The sequence below is a fragment of the Streptomyces pactum genome (assembly GCF_002005225.1).
GTDB classification, from domain to species: domain Bacteria; phylum Actinomycetota; class Actinomycetes; order Streptomycetales; family Streptomycetaceae; genus Streptomyces; species Streptomyces pactum_A.
This window is the reverse complement of record NZ_CP019724.1, coordinates 549,276-565,025: the sequence shown is the minus strand read 5'-3', so window position 1 is coordinate 565,025 and position 15,750 is coordinate 549,276. Positions and strand designations below refer to the sequence as shown.

Below are 15,750 nucleotides of genomic sequence, written 5' to 3'. Positions count from 1 at the left end.
GGCGGCTCACAGTACCGCCGTGGCGCCCATCGCCACGGCGACGGTGAGCAGTACGGCGCCGAAGACGCGCCGCAGCGTCCCGGCGGAGACCTTCGCGGCCAGCCGCCTGCCGTCCCACGCGCCCAGGACGGCGGTGGCCAGGAACGGCGGGAGCAGCGCGAGATCCAGGTGTACGGCGGTGTGCGCGCGGGCCGCGAGAGCCACCAGCGCGTTGGCCGTGACGACCAGCAGACTCGTGCCCACCGCCGCGCTCATCGGCACGGCCAGTACCGTCACCAGCGCGGGCACCGCCAGGAAGCCGCCGCCGACGCCCAGGAACCCGGTCACCGCGCCCAGCCCGGCCCCGGCGCCCGCGGCCCGGACACCCGACACGGTGCCGTTCTCGCGTGGTGTCCGGCGGCGCAGCATGTGCAGGCCGGCCGGGGCGGCCAGGGCCGCGAACACCAGCGTCAGCATCGCCTCGGGGACCCGCGCGGACAGGGTGCCGGCCACGGCGGCGGGCAGCAGACCCGCCGCCGCGAACACCAGCCCGGCCCGCCAGCGCACCGCGCCGGCCCGGGCATGGGCGACCAGCGCGGTGACCGAGGTGACGATCACGACGACCAGACTCGCGGTGGTGGCCGCGGCCGGGCTGTAACCGAGCAGGTAGATGAGCGCGGGCACGGTGAGGATGCTGCCGCCCGCCCCCAGCGCGCCCAGTGACAGGCCGGCCACGGCGCCGGCGAGCAGGGCGAGGACCAGCGGGGTCATGCGGCGCTGCCACCCGAGGGCGCGACGAGCCGTAGACCGGCCTCGGCCGCCGCCGCGAAGCCGTCGTCGACCGCGACCACCTCGCGTCCCGCGGCGTCCAGCACCGAGGCGGCGACGGCCGCGCGCATTCCGCCCGCGCAGTGCACCCACACGGTGCCCGGCGGCACCTCGTCCAGCCGCCGGTGGATCTCGTGCACGGGAAGGTGCACGCTGCCCTCGACCCAGCCGTCCGCGCGCTCGTTGTCCCGGCGCACGTCGACCACCACCACGTCCTCACCGCCGCGCCGCGCGGCGGCCAGCCCGGCGAACGTGGCGCGCCGGAACGAGGCCGGCCGGGACCCGTCCAGGAGCCAGTCGGCTGGGGAACCGACCGCCGCCGCGGCCGGCCGGTCGATGCCCACCCGGGCCAGTTCCCGCTGGGCACGGGCGAGCTCCTGCGCACTGCGGGCGAGCAGTGTCACGGGCTTCCCCCACGGAATCATCCACGCGAGATAGGTCGCGAGCTGTCCGTCGACCTCGAAGTTGAACGACCCGGCGACGTGGCCGGCGGCGAAGGCCACCCGGCCGCGCAGGTCCACGACCCACTCGCCGGCGGCCAGGCGCCGGGCGATCTCCTCCGCGTCGGCGCGCCGGGGCTCGGTCAGGTCCACGGGCGCGGGGCCGTCCGCGTTCGCCGGTCCCATGTGCGCGTAGTAGGCGGGAACGTCGTCGAGCCCGGCCAGCAGCTCCTCGACGAAGGTGTCCACGTCCTGGACGAGCGCCGGGTTGGCCGCCTTCTCGGCGCCCATGGTGCTGTGCTGCTCGCCGCCGGCCGGGGAGGAGGAGCAGAAACTCCCGAAGCCGTGCGTCGGCAGCACGGCCACCTGGTCCTCCAACTGGTCCGCGAGGCGGTGCGCGGAGGCGTACTGGGCGCGGGCCAGCTCCTCGGTCAGCCGCGGCTCCACGAGGTCGGGCCGGCCCACGCCGCCGATCAGCAGGGAGCCGCCGGTGAAGGCGGCCACCGCCCGCCCCGACTCCCGCAGGACGTACGAGGTGTGGTGCGGGGTGTGGCCGGGCGTGGCCACCGCGCGCAGCTCCAGGTCCGCGTCGACCGGTTCCACGTGCCCGTCGGCCACCGCCACGCGCGCGTACGCCACGTCGGCCCCGGCCGGTACCAGGTAGCGCGCGCCGGTGAGGCGGGCGAGCTCCAGGCCGCCGGTGATGTAGTCGTTGTGCACGTGGGTCTCGGCGACGGCGGCGATCCGCACCCCGCGCCGAGCCGCCTCGGCGATGACCCGGTCGATGTCCCGCGGTGGGTCCACGACGACGGCCGAGCGGGCCCCGCCTGCCAGATAGCTGCGGTTGCCCAGCCCTTCGGTCCCCAGGACGTCGACAAAGAACACGGCGCACTCTCCTTCCGAAATTACCCCCCGGGGTATCTCCCCGTCCACCGTAGCAAAGATACCCACGGGGGTATCGAAGGACTGGGTGTGCCCCGGGGCGCGGAGCGGCCGAGGGCTCGGCCCGCGGCCCCGGCCTGCCGTCCAGTGCCCGGCGCCTGCGGTATGCACAATCCCTGCGTGCGGCGACGAAGTTGGGGTACACGGTGCACCAGCACGGTCGGCACCGGGGTCGGCGCCGGGGTCGGCCGTGCTGCTCGCGTGCTGGAATCCTCCGGGTCCGCGAGGTCCGCCAGGTCCACGGCGATCCAGGCGACTCGGGTGATCCGGGGAAACCACGGGAGCGGCGAGATCCGCGAGGCTCGCGAGGCGGTCGAGGGTGACGCGCCGGAGTCGGAGGCAGGCTGCCGTGCCGCCGAAGAGCGGCGGCACGCGGCAGGGGCGGCCCCCGTGCGAGAGGCGGCACGCGGCAGGGGCTGCCCCCGTGCAAGAGCCGACGTGACCCGAACGGCCCTGTCGGGTACCCGAGCGGTCCGCACAGGGTTGGGATGGGCAGGGCACGGGCGACCCGTGCCCACACGGCCCGACCGCTGTCCCGACACGGAAAGGACCACCGATGTCCGCCGACACGCAGCAGGTGCCCTCCGGGCTCACGGACGATGAGCTCGCCGGCCTGGACGCCCACTGGCGTGCCGCGAACCACCTCTCCGTCGGTCAGATCCACCTCATGGCCAACCCCCTGCTGACCGAGCCACTGCGCCCCGAGCACGTCAAGCCCCGGCCGCTCGGCCCCTGGGGCACCTCACCCGGCCTCAACCTGGTCCACACCCACCTCAACCGGGTGAGCAATGCGCGCGACCTCGACGCCCTGTGCGGCTGGGGCCCGGCCACGGCGGGCCCGCCGTACTGGCCGACTCATGGCTGGAGGGCTCGTACACCGCGACCTACCCGGACATCACCCGGGACGCGACCGCAGTGGCCCGGCTGTTCAAGCAGTTCTCGGGCCCGACGGTCCTCGCCCGCCTCCCCGAGGCCGAGCTCGACGAACTCCTGCGCGGGTACGGCCACGACCCGATCCGGGACCACGACCACACCCTTCGACATGGTGGCCGGCAACGACATGGACCGCTACCGCCTCGTCGTGGACGTCATCGACCGCGTACCCGGCCCGGCCGTGCGCGCGGCTGCCGTACGCCAGCGGACGGAGGACGCCCGGCTGCGCCACCACGACTGGAACCGCGAACACGGAGTGGACCTGCCCGAGGTCGCCGACTGGTCCTGGGACGGCTGAGAACCACCGTGCGAAGGGAACCACCGCAGTGACCGCAACCCCCTCGACCTGGGACTACGACCACTACGACCCCGCGGACGAGCGGCTGCGCGAGTCGCTGTGCACGCTCGGCAACGGCTACTTCGCCACCCGGGGCGCGCTGCCCGAGTGCGTCGCGGACGACGTGCACTACCCGGGCACCTACGTGGCCGGCTGCTACAACCGCCTCACCTCCACCGTCGCCGGACGCGAGGTGGAGAACGAGGACATGGTCAACCTCCCGAACTGGCTGCCGCTGCGTTTCCGGGTCGCCGGCGGGGACTGGCTCACGCCGGACACCGCCGAGGTGCTCGACCACCGCCAGACCGTGCACCTGGACTCGGGCGTACTGGAGCGCCGCACCCACTTCGGGATCGGCCAGGGACGCGTGCTGTCCGTACGCCAGTTGCGCCTGGTGCACATGGCCGACCCGCACCTCGCCGCGATGCGCACGGAGTTCACGGTCGACGCGGGCGCGGCGGACCTCGACGTGGAGGCGGCCCTGGACGGCGGCGTCACCAACTCCGGCGTGCCGCGCTACCGGGACCTGGAGGGCCGCCACCTGACCCACGTGCACACCGGCACCGCCGACGACGGCACGGTATGGCTGCGCTGCCGCACCCGCACCTCGGACATCCGGGTCGGCCTGGCGGCCCGCACGACGGCCGACGCGCCCGTCACCCCGGCCCGGGAACACCTGCGGGTCACCCAGCGCACGACCCTGCGCGCGAAACCGGGCCGCACCGTCACCGTCGACAAGATCGTGGCCCTGCACACCTCGCGCGACCCGGCGATCAGCGATCCGCTGCAGGCCGCCGCCGACCGGGTGACCGACGCACCCGGCTTCGACGCACTGCTGGTGACGCACCGGACGGCCTGGGGCCAGCTCTGGCGCCGCGCCGAACTCGACGTCCCCGGCGAGGCGGGCAGCATCCTGCGCCTGCACCTCTTCCACGTGCTGCAGACACTGTCCCCGCACACCGCCGACCTCGACGTGGGCGTACCGGCCCGCGGGCTGCACGGCGAGGCGTACCGGGGGCACGTCTTCTGGGACGAGCTGTTCGTGCTGCCCTACCTCAACCTGCACTTCCCCGAGGTCTCCCGGGCCCTGCTCCACTACCGGCACCGCCGCCTGGAACGGGCCCGCGCCGCGGCCCGCGCGATCGGCAGGCGCGGCGCCCTGTACCCGTGGCAGAGCGGCAGCGACGGACGCGAGGAGACCCAGCAGCTCCATCTCAATCCGCACTCGGGCCGCTGGCTGCCGGACCACTCGCACCTCCAGCACCATGTGGGGTCGGCGATCGCGTACAACGTGTGGCAGTACTGCGAGGCGAGCGGCGACGAGGAGTTCCTGCACACCAAGGGCGCCGAGATGCTGCTGCAGATCGCGCGCTTCTGGGCGGACTCCGCCACTTGGGACGAGCACCTGGGCAGGCACCGCATCCGCGGCGTCGTCGGCCCGGACGAGTACCACGAGGCCTACCCCGGCGCCTTGGAACCGGGCCTCGACGACAACGCGTACACCAACGTCACCGCCGCCTGGGTCCTGACCCGCACGCTGGAGGTGCTGGCGGACCTGCCCGCGCCCCGCCGCCGCGAGCTCGTCGAGCGCACCGCCCTGGACGACGGCGAACTGGAACAGTGGGAGGACGTGTCCCGTACCCTCCACGTCCCCTTCCACGAGGGCGTCGTCAGCCAGTTCGACGGCTACGGCGACCTTCCCGAACTCGACTGGGAGGGCCTGCGCGAGCGGTACGGCGACATCAGGCGTCTCGACCGCGTCCTGGAGGCCGAGGACGACAGCGTCAACAACTACCAGGCGTCCAAACAGGCCGACGTGCTGATGCTGGGCTACCTCTTCTCCCCGGCCGAACTCCGCTCACTCTTCGAACGGCTGGGGTACCGCCTGGACGAGGAGACCTGGCAGCGCACCGTCGACTACTACCTGGACCGCACCAGCCACGGCTCCACCCTCAGCGGACTCGTCCACGGCTGGATCCTGGCCCGGGCCCGCCGCGCCGAGGCCTGGGCGTTCTGCCAGGAGGCGCTCAAGGGCGACGTCGCCGACCTCCAGGGCGGCACCACCGGCGAGGGCATCCACCTCGGCGCCATGGCGGGCACCCTCGACCTCGTCCAGCGCGGCCTGACCGGGCTGGAGACCCGCGCGGGCGCCCTGTGGCTGGACCCGGTGCCGCTGCCGGAGCTGTCGTCGTACGGCTTCTCCATCCGCTACCAGGGCCACTGGGGCGTACGGCTCCGGCCGGAGCACGGCAGCCTGGAGATCGCCGTGCCCGCGTCCGGCAGCCTGCCGTTCGACGTCCGGCTGCCGGACCGTGCGGTGCGCCTCCAGCCGGGCGACACCTGCCGGCTGGCGCTCCCGGACTGACCGACCGGGCCGTCAGGCCCACAGGGGGTAGGTCACCACGCGGGGAAATCCGTCCGGCCTGCCGTCGGTGTAGGTCAGGGTCATGCGGGTGTAGTGCCGCTCGCCCGGGTCCTTCTCCCAGGCCCGCGGCTGGTCGAGCCGGACGGTCACGGGATACGAGTGGAACGTGCCGGCGGCGCAGTAGGGGTCGCAGTCGTTGATGGCGTTGGTTCCCCGGCCCACCGCGGCGTTGGCGTCCCAGCGCAGCCAGTCCAGCGAGACCAGGCGGCTGTTGCCGTCGCCGCAGGCGAGCAGGAACGCCTCGGGCCGTACCTCCGGCTGCCAGGCGCAGTCGACCAGCACGGGGTCCCGCGTCTGCTGTGTCCGTGTCGTGTCTTCCGCCGACGGTGCGGCGGAGGCCGTGCCCAGGGGCACTGCGAGCGCGGCGGCGGCACAGAGCGTGACCGCTGCCCTCATCGGGTTTCTGCCCATGTCTGCTCCCGGCCGTCTCGGGGTCGCTCGTCTCCGCATTCCCCGTACCGACGGTACGGCCGTGTCCCGAAACGCACCACTCGTACGGAGTGGCGCACGGGTTCGGGAGCCCGGCCCGCTGTCGGGGGCGTCGAGCAGCCCGGCCACCAGGTGGCGGACGTGGGCGGCGTCGAGCCGGCCGGGGCGGAGCAGGACGCGGTGCATGACGGGAGCGACCACGCGGTCGAGGACCGCCTCGGTGCCGGGCGCCGGCTCCCCGCGGCCGGCCGGCCGGGCGGGCGAGGACGACGTCGACCTGCTCGGCGGCGTAGCCGGAGCACCGGCCCGCCTTCTGCTCGGCGGCGTAGGCGGAGCACCGGCCCGCCTGGGTGCCGTCCGGATCGCCCGGCAGAGCGTCGCGGTTGTACGCGCGGCCCGGGGGAGGGGCCGTCTCGTCGAGGAACTGCTCGGCCCAGGCCGTCGGGCCGGCGAGCAGATCGCCGTGGCCTCCGGGGCGGTGTCCGGCCGCGGGTGCTCGACGGCCACGTCCGACAGCCGTTCCGCGACTCCGTCGACCCGGTGGAGGAGGCCGGCTGCCGGACGCCGTCGACGTTACCGCCGGCGGCGTCGACGTCGCGCCCGGCCTGCGCCTCCTGCCGCCTCCCGGACACACCCCGGGCCACGTCGCCGTGCGGGTGTACGGCCCCGGCGCGGACGCCCTGATCACCGGCGACTGCGTCCATCATCCCGTGCAGCTCGCCCACCCCGCGATGGGCAGGTGCGTGGACATCGACCCGGCGCTCGCCGAGTCGACCCGGCGTTCCCCGCTCGCCCCGCCGGCCGGCACCGGCACGCTGGTGCTGGGCACCCACTTCCCGCCGCCCACCGCGGGCCGCGCGGTCGGGCACGGGTCGCCTACCGGCCGGCCCCCGTGCCGGGCCGGTTCGTGCGATAAGGCGCCGATTGCATCCACCGTGTGGTCGTGGGGCCGGACCGCAACCACCGTCGTCGCCGCGGTGTCTCATGCCCTCAAGAACGGTGACCCATCAAGTGGAGGACCCCGGTATGTACACGATGACTGCCCCGACTGCCCCGACTGCCCCGACTGCCGCCGACCCGGCGCGCTCGCACTCCCGTGACACCCAGGGCGACTTCCTGCTCCGGCCGCCCAACCCCGCCGAACGCGTCCCCAGCCGCATCGACCCCGTCGACCTGCGCCGCCTGGACCTGCTCGCCCTTCTCACCGCGGCGGGGATCGCGCCCTCCGCCGGGGACCGGGCGGCCATCGCACAGCTCAGCGAACTCCCCGGCAGCGTGCACACGGCACTGCGCCGGTGGCTGGAGCAGGCCTACGGGTTCTGCCGGTGACGTGCGGCGGGTGCCCGCCGCCCGGGGGACGCCCGCGGGACGCTCAGAAGTCGACGGGATCCCGCACCAGCGGGCACGTCATGCAGTGGCCCCCGCCGCGCCCCCGGCCCAGTTCCGCGCCCACGATGGTGACGACCTCGACGCGGGCCTCGCGCAGCAGGGCGTTGGTGAGGGTGTTGCGGTCGTAGGTGAACACCACTCCCGGCTCCACCGCGACGGCGTTGTTGCCGCTGTCCCACTGCTGGCGTTCGGAGGCGTAGGCGTCGCCGCCCGTCTCCACCACCCGCAGGGAGGGCAGCCCCAGCGCCTTGGCGACGACGTCGACGAAGGGAGTGCCGCCCTCGTCGACGATGTCGAAGCCGGGTGCCCGGTCGCCGGGGCGCAGGGAGAAGGTGTGCACCCCGTCCATGATCCGGGGGTAGAGCGTGACCACGTCGCGGTCGGCGAACGTGAAGACCGTGTCCAGGTGCATGGCGGACCGCAGCTTCGGCATCCCGGCGACGACGACGTGCCGCGCGGCGCCGGCGCGGAACAGCGCGGCGGCCACCTGGGTGACGGCCTGCCGTGAGGTGCGCTCGCTCATGCCCATGAGGACGACACCGTTGCCGACCGGCATGATGTCCCCGCCCTCGAGGGTGGCCTCGCCCCAGTCGAGTTCGGGATCGCCCCACCACACCGTCGAACCCCTGAAGTCCGGGTGGAAGGTGTAGATCGCCTTCATCAGCAGCGTCTCGTCGTGCCGCGCGGGCCAGTACAGAGGGTTGAGGGTGAGACCGCCGTACAGCCAGCAGGTGGTGTCACGGGTGTACAGCGTGTTGGGCAGGGGCGGCATCAGGTACTCGCGCCCGCCGGTGGATTCGCGGGCCAGCGCGAGATGCGGGGAGCGGAAGTCGTCGGGCAGGTCGCCGGTGGCGAGTCCGCCGACGAGGTACTCGGCCAGTTCCCTGGGCGACAGGGACTCCAGATAGGCACGGGTCGCGTCGACGAGTCCGATACCGACCTGGTTGGCGGTGATCTTCCGGTCCAGGAGCCACGCCTTCGCCTCCGGGATCGCCATGATCTGCGCCAGCAGGTCGTGCAGCTCCACCACCTCCACCCCGCGGCGGCGCAGTTCGCCGACGAACGCGGCATGGTCGCGCTGGGCGTTCTCCACCCACATCACATCGTCGAAGAGCAGGTCGTCGGAGTTGGTGGGGGTGAGCCGCCGGTGCGCGAGGCCGGGCGAACACACCAGGACCTTGCGCAGCCGGCCGACCTCGGAGTGGACGCCGAGCGCGGGCATCGCGGCGCCTTCGTTGCTGTTCACACGGCCTCCTTGAAGGATGCGGGACGAGGTGCGGAAGCGACGGGGAGGCGGCTCACAGGCTGATCCACCCGGCCGCGAGGGCCACGACGCCGAGTACCGCGCCGACCACGGAGACGGCCAGCACGACGAGTTCGCCGGGCGAGAACAACCGCCGGCCCTGCTCACGGCGGGCCATCACGAACAGGGCGGTCGCCGGGGCGTACAGGATGAAGGAGACCAGTACGAACTTCAGGCCGGCCGCGTACAGCAGGAACGCGGTGTACAGCGTGGCGACGACGCCGACGACCAACTCCCGCCGGGAGCCGCGGCCACCCGCCGTGAGCGGGTCGGCACGGGCACCGACCCGGACCGCGAAGCCGGCCGCGAGCAGATACGGGATCAGCGAGAGGGCGCTGGTCAGGTTGAGCGCGAAGTTGAAGGCGTCGTCCGAGAAGCTGGTGGCGATCAGCACCACCTGGGTGAGCAGCGACGTCATCAGCAGCGCCGGCACGGGCACGTCGACGGCGTTGGCACGGCGCAGGAAGCGCGGCATGTCGTCGTCCTTGGCCGCCACGAACAGCACCTCCGCCGCCATCAGCGTCCACGCCAGATAGGCACCCAGCACCGACACGATCAGGCCGACGCTGATGAACACCCTGCCCCACGTGCCGACGGCCTCCTCCAGGACGCCCGCCATGGACGGCTGGCGCAGGCCGGCGATCTCGGCCATCGGCATGATGCCGTACGACACGATGGTCACCGACGCGAAGACCGCGAACACGCTGAGGAAACCGAGCACCGTCGCCCTGCCCACGTCGGACCGGCGCTTCGCGTGCCGGGAGTAGACGCTGGCACCCTCGACACCGAGGAAGACGAACACCGTGGCCAGCATGGTGCCGCGCACCTGTGAGAACAGGGAACCGGAGTAGTCCGCGCCGCCGAAGTTGCCGGCGAACACGCTCGGCCGGAAGTACACCAGGGCCAGGACGACGAAGAACACGATGGGCACGAGCTTGGCCACCGTGACGACCTTGTTGATGGCGGTCGCTTCCCTCACACCGCGTCGGATCATCCAGAAGAACGCCCACAGCCCGATCGAGGACAGGACGACCGCGAGGGCGGTGTCCCCGTCACCGAGGCCCGGCCAGACCGAGCCGATGGTCGACATGATGAGGACCCAGTAGGTCACGTTGCCCACGCAGGTGCTGGCCCAGTAGCCGAAGGCGGCGAAGAAGCCCGGATACTCACCGAAGCCGGCCTTGGCGTACGCGTACACACCGGCGTCGAGGTCGGGTCTGCGTACGGCGAGGGACTGGAACACGAAGGCCAGCATCAGCATGCCCGTGCCGGCGATCGCCCAGGCGATCAGCGCCCCCGCGACACCGGTCTCCTCGGCGAACCGCCCGGGCAGCGAGAACACACCGGCGCCCACCATCGACCCCACGACCATGGCCGTCAGGGTGAACAGCGGCAGCTTGGCGGCCGGCGGGGATTTCCCGTCGGTGTCGGAAACAGCGGCCTGTGACATGCCGTCCCTCTGGGTCGCCGAGCGATTGCGACCACTGTGCATCACATGGTGGCTCCGGGCATCTTGTTCGCCTCCGTCACCCGCGGGCGCACCCGCCCGCTGCTCCGGATGTGTCCGCCGTCCCCGCGGCCGGTGCTCACCGGCCCGTGCGCAGGTCGATGCCGCGGCGGGCCAGCGTGAGCACGCCCACGACGATCAGGGCGACGCCGAGCAACTGCGGCACGACCCACCAACCGGCCCGCACGTCCTCGCGGTAGAGGACGACACCGAGCAGGAGGCTCACCGCGGCGTCCCCCAGGGTGAGCGCGGGCTGGGAGGCGACGAGGGGGCCGCCCTGCATGGCGTGCTCCAGCAGCAGCACGGCACCCACACCGGCCGCGGCGAAGCCGTACGTCTGCCAGGTGGTGAGGAAGCCGGCCACGCCGCCGGTGTCCAGGACGCGCATGGAGTCCTTCATGAGCGCGGCGGTCAGGGCGTAACACACCGCGGTGGCCGCGCCGAGACAACCGGCGCGGGCCTTGCCGACGGGGCGCCGCAGGCCGGCCGCGGCCAGCAGTACGGCCGCTCCCGCGCAGGCCACCAGCGCGGGCACCCAGCGATCCAGGGGCACGTCGGCCTCGCCGCCGTCCGGAGCGGCCGCCGCCAGCGCGACACCGAGCCCGACGACCACCCCGCCCACGGCGAGCCACATGACGTGAGTCATGTGGCGGCCGGTCATCAACGAGGCCAGCAGCAGCGCCAGCGGAAGCTCCAGCACGAACAACGGCTGTACGAGTGACAGCGGCCCCGTCGCCAGAGCCACCGCCTGCCCCACACCGGCGACGACGACGGCCAGCATGCCGCCGATCCAGACCGGCCGCCGCAGCAGGTCGACTACGAGCCCCGGGCGGAAGCCCTGGGTCTGCGGCACGCTCAGCGCGGCGCGCCGCTGGAGCACGGTGGCCAGCGCGTTGCTGAACGCGGCGAGGAGTGCGAAGAGCACCGGCAGTACAACACCCATCCACCGATCCTGACCCCGTTTCCCCCCGACCGCGCGCCGCGCCGTGAGGAGGGAAGACGACGTGGTCGCGGGTCGGCGCCGGGGGCGCCCGCCGTCAGTTGTCGCTCTGCGCGGACGGCTTCTCCGTTCCCGCGTCCTGCTTCTGCTTCGCCTCCGGTGCTTCGGTGGCGGTGTAGTAGACCGAGGTGCCCTGCTTGGAGCGCTGGGCCTGGTTCTTGGCGACGAGTCCCTCGAGGGTGGTGCGGACGACCGTGGTCTTGATGGTGCGTCCGGTGTTGGCCTGACCGAGTGCCGTGGTGACCTCGGCGGCGGAGCGCGGCTCTCGCTGTTCGACGAGGTGGTCGCGCACCAGCTCCACCAGCGTGGGCCGGTCGGCGACCTGCGCCGAGGCCTTCTTCGCCGCCGGCTTCTTGGCGGCCTTGGCGGCCTTGGCGGCCGGCTTGGCGGCCGGCTCGGCGCCGGCCTTCGAGGCGCCGGCCTTCGAGACCGGCTTGGCACCCGGCTTCGGGGCGGCGGCGCGCTTGGGCGTGGCCGCGGCCTTCCTGTTCCGCGTCCGCTTCGCGGCGGCCGGCTCCGTGGCGGCACTGTCCCGGGGCGCGGGCACGACCGGCTCGTCGGTCGCGGCGGCGGCCTCCGCGACGGTCGCGGGCTTGACCGGCGGGGAGGTGATGCCGAGCGCCTGCTGCATGTTCACCAGCAGGGCGTGGTCGTGCTGCAGCGCGGCCAACTGCTGCTGCAGAGCCGTGATCTCCGCGCTGATGCGTTCCTGCTCCTTGACGTTGCGCTCCAGGTCGTCGGTCACCTGGACGCTGTACTGCGATGCCAGTTGGGTGGCGGCCTGCATCGTGCTCTCGGACATGGTGTTGACTCTCCTCGATTCGCGGCCGTGAAGGCTCGTGAGGAACTGCGGGACGTCAGGCGCGGGACATGGGGACCATGTCCGATCGGCGCCCGGCAGCGGAGAACTGGAGACTGCCACCGGCTGTGCTGACACACAGATGGTACGGATGGACGGCGCCTGTTGTTCCCCTGTTTGCTGCCGGGCCGGTATACCACGTATGGCCGCCAACGTGGTATGTGTCGCCGATTCCTCGTGCGCCTGTTCGGTGTGTGCATGGCCGGCACTTACTCGCCGTCGGGCGCCTCGACGATGTTTCCGTCCTTGTCGACGGTGTGCGTCTGCCAGTAGGTGTCCCACTTGTCGCCGACGTGCTCGGGGACCTTGCCCTCGGGGTAACGGGTGTAACCCTCGGGCGGCTCCTCGCCCTTGGGGACGCACGCGCTGCCGGTCCCGCCGATGGTCATGACCGGATACTCGCCGCCGCCGCAGCTCGCCTCCCGAACGGAGCAGCCGGTCAGGACCGCGGCGGCGGTCACGCAGGCCAGGGCGAGGCCCAGGGCGGACCGTGTGGTGCGGTTGGGGCTCACGGGTGACGGGCGGTGAACTCGGCCGGTACTACGCACGGTTGGCTCCCTCTGGATGGCTGGTACGGCAAGCCTCCCCCGGCGGGGGGACGTACCTCATGAGTAGGAGTACTCAGTCGGGTGGGCCGGACCGCCCGACCCGGCCGGCCAGCCGGTCCACCTCGCGTGCGCTCTCACGTGCCTCCCGCTCGGCCCGGGCCAGCGCGTCCGCGGCCGTACGCCCCCGCTCCTCGGCTTCCCGCTGCTCCCGCCCGGCCCGGTCGAGCTCCTGATGCGCCCGGCGCAGCCGTTGCTCCGCGGCAGTCACCTCATCGCGCGCACGGTCGTGTTCCTCGTCGGCCCGCCGCAGTGACGCGTCGGCGTCGGCCGCTTCCGCGCGTCTGTCGCTCAGACGCCGCGTGGCCTTCTCCGCGGCCCGTCCCGCCCGGGCCAGTTCCTCCCGCCGTTCGCGGCGCCGCTCGGCGAGTTCGTCCTTCGCCCGGACCGCGGGTGCGCGACGACGGGTGCCGGGCCGGGGCCGCTCGCGCGGAGCGGGTTCGGCCGGGGCGGCGGCCGAGGGGAACCGCGACGGCGGGGTGAGGGAGCCCTCCAGGCGTCCGCCGGCCCACCGGTCGGCCGCTTCCGGGTCGGCGAGGACCGCGCGCAGGGTCGACTCGACCTCCCGCTGCGCCGCCGGTGAGAGTGGGTGTCCGGCCTCGCGGGCGAGCTGGGCGGCCTGGCGCGACAGGGCGGAGACGATGTGCCGGCGCTGCGCGGAGAGCTCCTTGAGGCCATTCGCGTCCAGGGTGCGGTGTGCCTCGCGCAGGGCCTGCCCCAGCTCCAGGAACCGCCTGCTCTCCTCCGGCCGGGAGCGTCTCAGCAGGTTCGACGCCCAGGCCGCCAGCGTGGGCCGGTGGGCGGCGTGGATCCGTCGGGCGTCCTCGTCACGGCCGGCGGTTCTGGCGGCCGCGGCGTGTTCCTCACGACGGGCGACGAAGCCGGACGGCGGCGTCGCGTAGAGCTCGTCGAGAACCGACTCGACCGATTCCTCGTCGTGGCCGCCGCCTCTGGGACGACGACCGCCCTCGCGCTGCATGTTCCTCCGCCTCCCGTTGCGGCCTCTACGACCGTCCCGGTCTCGACGCGGCCGCCCTCGCCGCCGCCTCCTCGTCGTCGTAGACGAGGAGACCGTCCGCCCGCAGTCGCGCGCCCGGCGTGGGGGAGTGGGCCGTCAGGCGGCCGTCGTGCATGAGGTGGTCCACGGGGGTGTCCCGGGCCAGGACGGCGAAGTCGGCGATGATACGTCGGTGGCACCGCCACCACACCGCTTCGCCGCACATCACCGCGGTGCGCTCTCGCGCCGTCCCGTCCAGCAGCTCGTCCATGGCGGCGACGAACTCCGGGGAACGGGTGTGGCCGGCGTAGCCGCGGAACGAGGTGTTGCGCCAGACGCCGTCGGGAGAGTCCGGCGCCGGCTTGCGGAAGCCGCCCAGGCGCTGTTCCCACCGGTAGGCGAGCCCCTCCTCGGGCATCCACCCGGCGAGCCGCTCCCGGAGCAGGTCGGGGTCGCGGCGGCTGCCGGGCGCCGTCCGGACATCGACCACGGCGGCGACATCGGCACCGTGGAGCAGTCCGGCCAGCGCCGTGCGGCCCGCGGTGCCGTGCCCGAACGTGACCAGGTGAGGCTGGGACATGTCGTCGGGGTCCCCTCGCTGCCCGCGCTCATGCCTCCCGTCCACGGTCACGCCGCCCGGCCCGCGGTCCGGACGGGACGCGTCCGGGCGTCCCCCTCCGGCCGGTGCCCGCCCGGGGGCGGTGTCAGCCGAACGTGCGCCGGTAGGTGTGCGGGCTGACTCCGGTGGTGCGTTTGAAGCGGTCACGGAAGGCGGTGGGCGAGCCGAAGCCGACCTGGGAGGCGATGCGTTCCACGGAGTGCTGGGTGGTCTCCAGCAGATGCTGTGCCTGACGGACGCGGGCCCGGTGGAGCCACTGCAGTGGGGTGGTGCCGGTCTGTTCCCGGAAGCGGCGTATCAGCGTCCGGGTGCTCATCCCGGCGTGGCCGGCGATGTCGGAGAGGGTGAGGTCGCGGGCGAGATTCTCCCGCAGCCAGGTGAGCAGGGGCTCCATCGCGGAGCCCTTGGGCGTGGGGGTGTGGTCGTGGACGATGAACTGGGCCTGGCCACCTTCGCGTTCCAGGGGCATGACCGACAGCCGGGCGGCGTGGGCGGCGACCGCCGAGCCGTAGTCGCGGCGGATCATGTGCAGGCACAGGTCCAGCCCCGCGGCGGCGCCGGCCGAGGTGAGGATCTGCCCGTTGTCGACGTACAGGACACCGGGGTCGACCTCGACCTTTGGATGGGCGCCGGCCAGCAGGTCGGCGGCGATCCAGTGGGTGGTGGCCCGCAGACCGTCGAGCAGGCCGGTGGCGGCCAGCGGGAAGGTGCCCGAACAGATGGACGCGATACGTGTGCCGTTCGCGGCGGCCGCGCGCAGCGCGTCGCGGACGGCGGGGGCAAGCGGCGCCGCGGCCGCGGCCGTACCGGGCACGATGATCGTGTCCGCGTCCCGGAGCCCGTCCAGCCCCCAGGGCGCGCGCAGCGTGAACGCGCCCGCGTCGACCTCGGGCTGTTCGGCGCACACGCGGATCTGGTAACCGGGGCGTCCGTCGGGGAGCCGGGTGCGTTCGAAGACATCGATCGGGGTGGACAGGTCGAAGGGGATCACCCGGTCCAGCGCGAGAACGGCGACGGTGTGCATGGCCAGAAGGTACCTCCCCGCAAGACGGCGGACGTGCCCCCGGCCACCGGCGGAACCACGGCGGACCGGCGCGGAGCGTCCCCGTGCGACCCGTGGCACTATCCCGTTGAGAGGTGGCACTCACGCCACGGGGA

Annotated in this window: 14 protein-coding genes and 3 pseudogenes; 5 read left to right on the top strand and 12 right to left on the bottom strand. The window is 73.3% G+C overall.

The features are described from left to right. Positions 1 to 6: 6 nt before the first annotated feature. Positions 7 to 750: a sulfite exporter TauE/SafE family protein gene (locus B1H29_RS02440; protein WP_055421343.1), complete on the bottom strand. Its 744-nt coding sequence runs from the start codon at positions 748 to 750 to the stop codon at positions 7 to 9. Continuing rightward, entirely contained in the window at positions 747 to 2,132 is a 1,386-nt protein-coding gene (locus B1H29_RS02435) for an MBL fold metallo-hydrolase (RefSeq protein WP_055421344.1), read from the bottom strand. Before B1H29_RS02435 ends, B1H29_RS02440 begins: the two co-directional genes overlap by 4 nt. A 613-nt stretch (positions 2,133 to 2,745) precedes the next feature. Between B1H29_RS02435 and B1H29_RS02430 the strand changes: the two are divergent. From B1H29_RS02430 to B1H29_RS02420, 3 genes and pseudogenes are all read left to right on the top strand, one after another. Beyond that, positions 2,746 to 3,077, top strand: a pseudogene (locus tag B1H29_RS02430) (phosphoketolase); the annotation flags it as partial. A gap of 154 nt (positions 3,078 to 3,231) precedes the next feature. Then, the gene (locus B1H29_RS02425) at positions 3,232 to 3,420 is read left to right on the top strand and encodes a hypothetical protein (protein ID WP_079159973.1); all 189 of its coding nucleotides are present in this window, start codon (positions 3,232 to 3,234) and stop codon (positions 3,418 to 3,420) included. 28 nt (positions 3,421 to 3,448) lie between these two features. Next, entirely contained in the window at positions 3,449 to 5,824 is a 2,376-nt protein-coding gene (locus B1H29_RS02420; protein WP_055421346.1) for a glycoside hydrolase family 65 protein, read from the top strand. A 12-nt stretch (positions 5,825 to 5,836) separates the two neighbouring features. Here B1H29_RS02420 and B1H29_RS02415 read toward each other — a convergent pair whose 3' ends face one another. Both B1H29_RS02415 and B1H29_RS39050 read right to left on the bottom strand, forming a co-directional pair. Further along, positions 5,837 to 6,295 (bottom strand): hypothetical protein, encoded by a 459-nt coding sequence (locus tag B1H29_RS02415; protein WP_055421347.1) that lies wholly within the window; start codon positions 6,293 to 6,295, stop codon positions 5,837 to 5,839. A 123-nt stretch (positions 6,296 to 6,418) separates the two neighbouring features. Next, positions 6,419 to 6,835, bottom strand: a pseudogene (locus B1H29_RS39050) (TetR-like C-terminal domain-containing protein); the annotation flags it as partial. Here B1H29_RS39050 and B1H29_RS38745 point away from each other — a divergent pair. Then, a pseudogene (locus tag B1H29_RS38745) lies at positions 6,824 to 7,229 on the top strand (MBL fold metallo-hydrolase); the annotation flags it as partial. The pseudogenes B1H29_RS39050 and B1H29_RS38745 overlap by 12 nt on opposite strands. A 110-nt stretch (positions 7,230 to 7,339) precedes the next feature. Then, the gene (locus tag B1H29_RS02405) at positions 7,340 to 7,642 is read left to right on the top strand and encodes a hypothetical protein (protein ID WP_055421348.1); all 303 of its coding nucleotides are present in this window, start codon (positions 7,340 to 7,342) and stop codon (positions 7,640 to 7,642) included. Positions 7,643 to 7,685: 43 nt separating this feature from the next. Here B1H29_RS02405 and B1H29_RS02400 read toward each other — a convergent pair whose 3' ends face one another. From B1H29_RS02400 to B1H29_RS02365, 8 genes are all read right to left on the bottom strand, one after another. Then, entirely contained in the window at positions 7,686 to 8,924 is a 1,239-nt protein-coding gene (locus B1H29_RS02400) for an arginine deiminase (protein ID WP_409350940.1), read from the bottom strand. Between the two features lie 76 nt (positions 8,925 to 9,000). Continuing rightward, entirely contained in the window at positions 9,001 to 10,455 is a 1,455-nt protein-coding gene (locus B1H29_RS02395; protein WP_055421350.1) for a basic amino acid/polyamine antiporter, read from the bottom strand. Between the two features lie 136 nt (positions 10,456 to 10,591). Beyond that, entirely contained in the window at positions 10,592 to 11,455 is an 864-nt protein-coding gene (locus B1H29_RS02390; protein WP_055421351.1) for a DMT family transporter, read from the bottom strand. A 94-nt stretch (positions 11,456 to 11,549) separates the two neighbouring features. Beyond that, positions 11,550 to 12,314 (bottom strand): hypothetical protein, encoded by a 765-nt coding sequence (locus B1H29_RS02385; RefSeq protein WP_055421352.1) that lies wholly within the window; start codon positions 12,312 to 12,314, stop codon positions 11,550 to 11,552. A gap of 266 nt (positions 12,315 to 12,580) precedes the next feature. Beyond that, entirely contained in the window at positions 12,581 to 12,883 is a 303-nt protein-coding gene (locus B1H29_RS02380; protein WP_079159970.1) for an SCO0607 family lipoprotein, read from the bottom strand. Between the two features lie 109 nt (positions 12,884 to 12,992). Further along, positions 12,993 to 13,955 carry a hypothetical protein gene (locus B1H29_RS02375; RefSeq protein WP_055421353.1) on the bottom strand — a complete coding sequence of 321 codons (963 nt, stop codon included), beginning with the start codon at positions 13,953 to 13,955 and terminating at the stop codon, positions 12,993 to 12,995. 25 nt (positions 13,956 to 13,980) lie between these two features. Continuing rightward, positions 13,981 to 14,553: a DUF488 domain-containing protein gene (locus B1H29_RS02370; RefSeq protein ID WP_055421354.1), complete on the bottom strand. Its 573-nt coding sequence runs from the start codon at positions 14,551 to 14,553 to the stop codon at positions 13,981 to 13,983. Positions 14,554 to 14,677: 124 nt separating this feature from the next. Beyond that, a complete protein-coding gene (locus B1H29_RS02365; RefSeq protein ID WP_055421355.1) occupies positions 14,678 to 15,616 on the bottom strand; it encodes a GlxA family transcriptional regulator in 939 nt (312 codons plus the stop codon). Positions 15,617 to 15,750: the final 134 nt, after the last annotated feature.

Coding starts and splice junctions, on each gene's coding strand:
- B1H29_RS02440 (WP_055421343.1), bottom strand. CDS start 750: ATGACCCCGCTGGTCCTCGCCCTGCTCGCCGGCGCCGTGGCCGGCCTG.
- B1H29_RS02425 (WP_079159973.1), top strand. CDS start 3,232: ATGGTGGCCGGCAACGACATGGACCGCTACCGCCTCGTCGTGGACGTC.
- B1H29_RS02415 (WP_055421347.1), bottom strand. CDS start 6,295: ATGGGCAGAAACCCGATGAGGGCAGCGGTCACGCTCTGTGCCGCCGCC.
- B1H29_RS02405 (WP_055421348.1), top strand. CDS start 7,340: ATGTACACGATGACTGCCCCGACTGCCCCGACTGCCCCGACTGCCGCC.
- B1H29_RS02400 (WP_409350940.1), bottom strand. CDS start 8,924: ATGCCCGCGCTCGGCGTCCACTCCGAGGTCGGCCGGCTGCGCAAGGTC.
- B1H29_RS02395 (WP_055421350.1), bottom strand. CDS start 10,455: ATGTCACAGGCCGCTGTTTCCGACACCGACGGGAAATCCCCGCCGGCC.
- B1H29_RS02390 (WP_055421351.1), bottom strand. CDS start 11,455: ATGGGTGTTGTACTGCCGGTGCTCTTCGCACTCCTCGCCGCGTTCAGC.
- B1H29_RS02385 (WP_055421352.1), bottom strand. CDS start 12,314: ATGTCCGAGAGCACGATGCAGGCCGCCACCCAACTGGCATCGCAGTAC.
- B1H29_RS02375 (WP_055421353.1), bottom strand. CDS start 13,955: ATGCAGCGCGAGGGCGGTCGTCGTCCCAGAGGCGGCGGCCACGACGAG.
- B1H29_RS02370 (WP_055421354.1), bottom strand. CDS start 14,553: ATGTCCCAGCCTCACCTGGTCACGTTCGGGCACGGCACCGCGGGCCGC.
- B1H29_RS02365 (WP_055421355.1), bottom strand. CDS start 15,616: ATGCACACCGTCGCCGTTCTCGCGCTGGACCGGGTGATCCCCTTCGAC.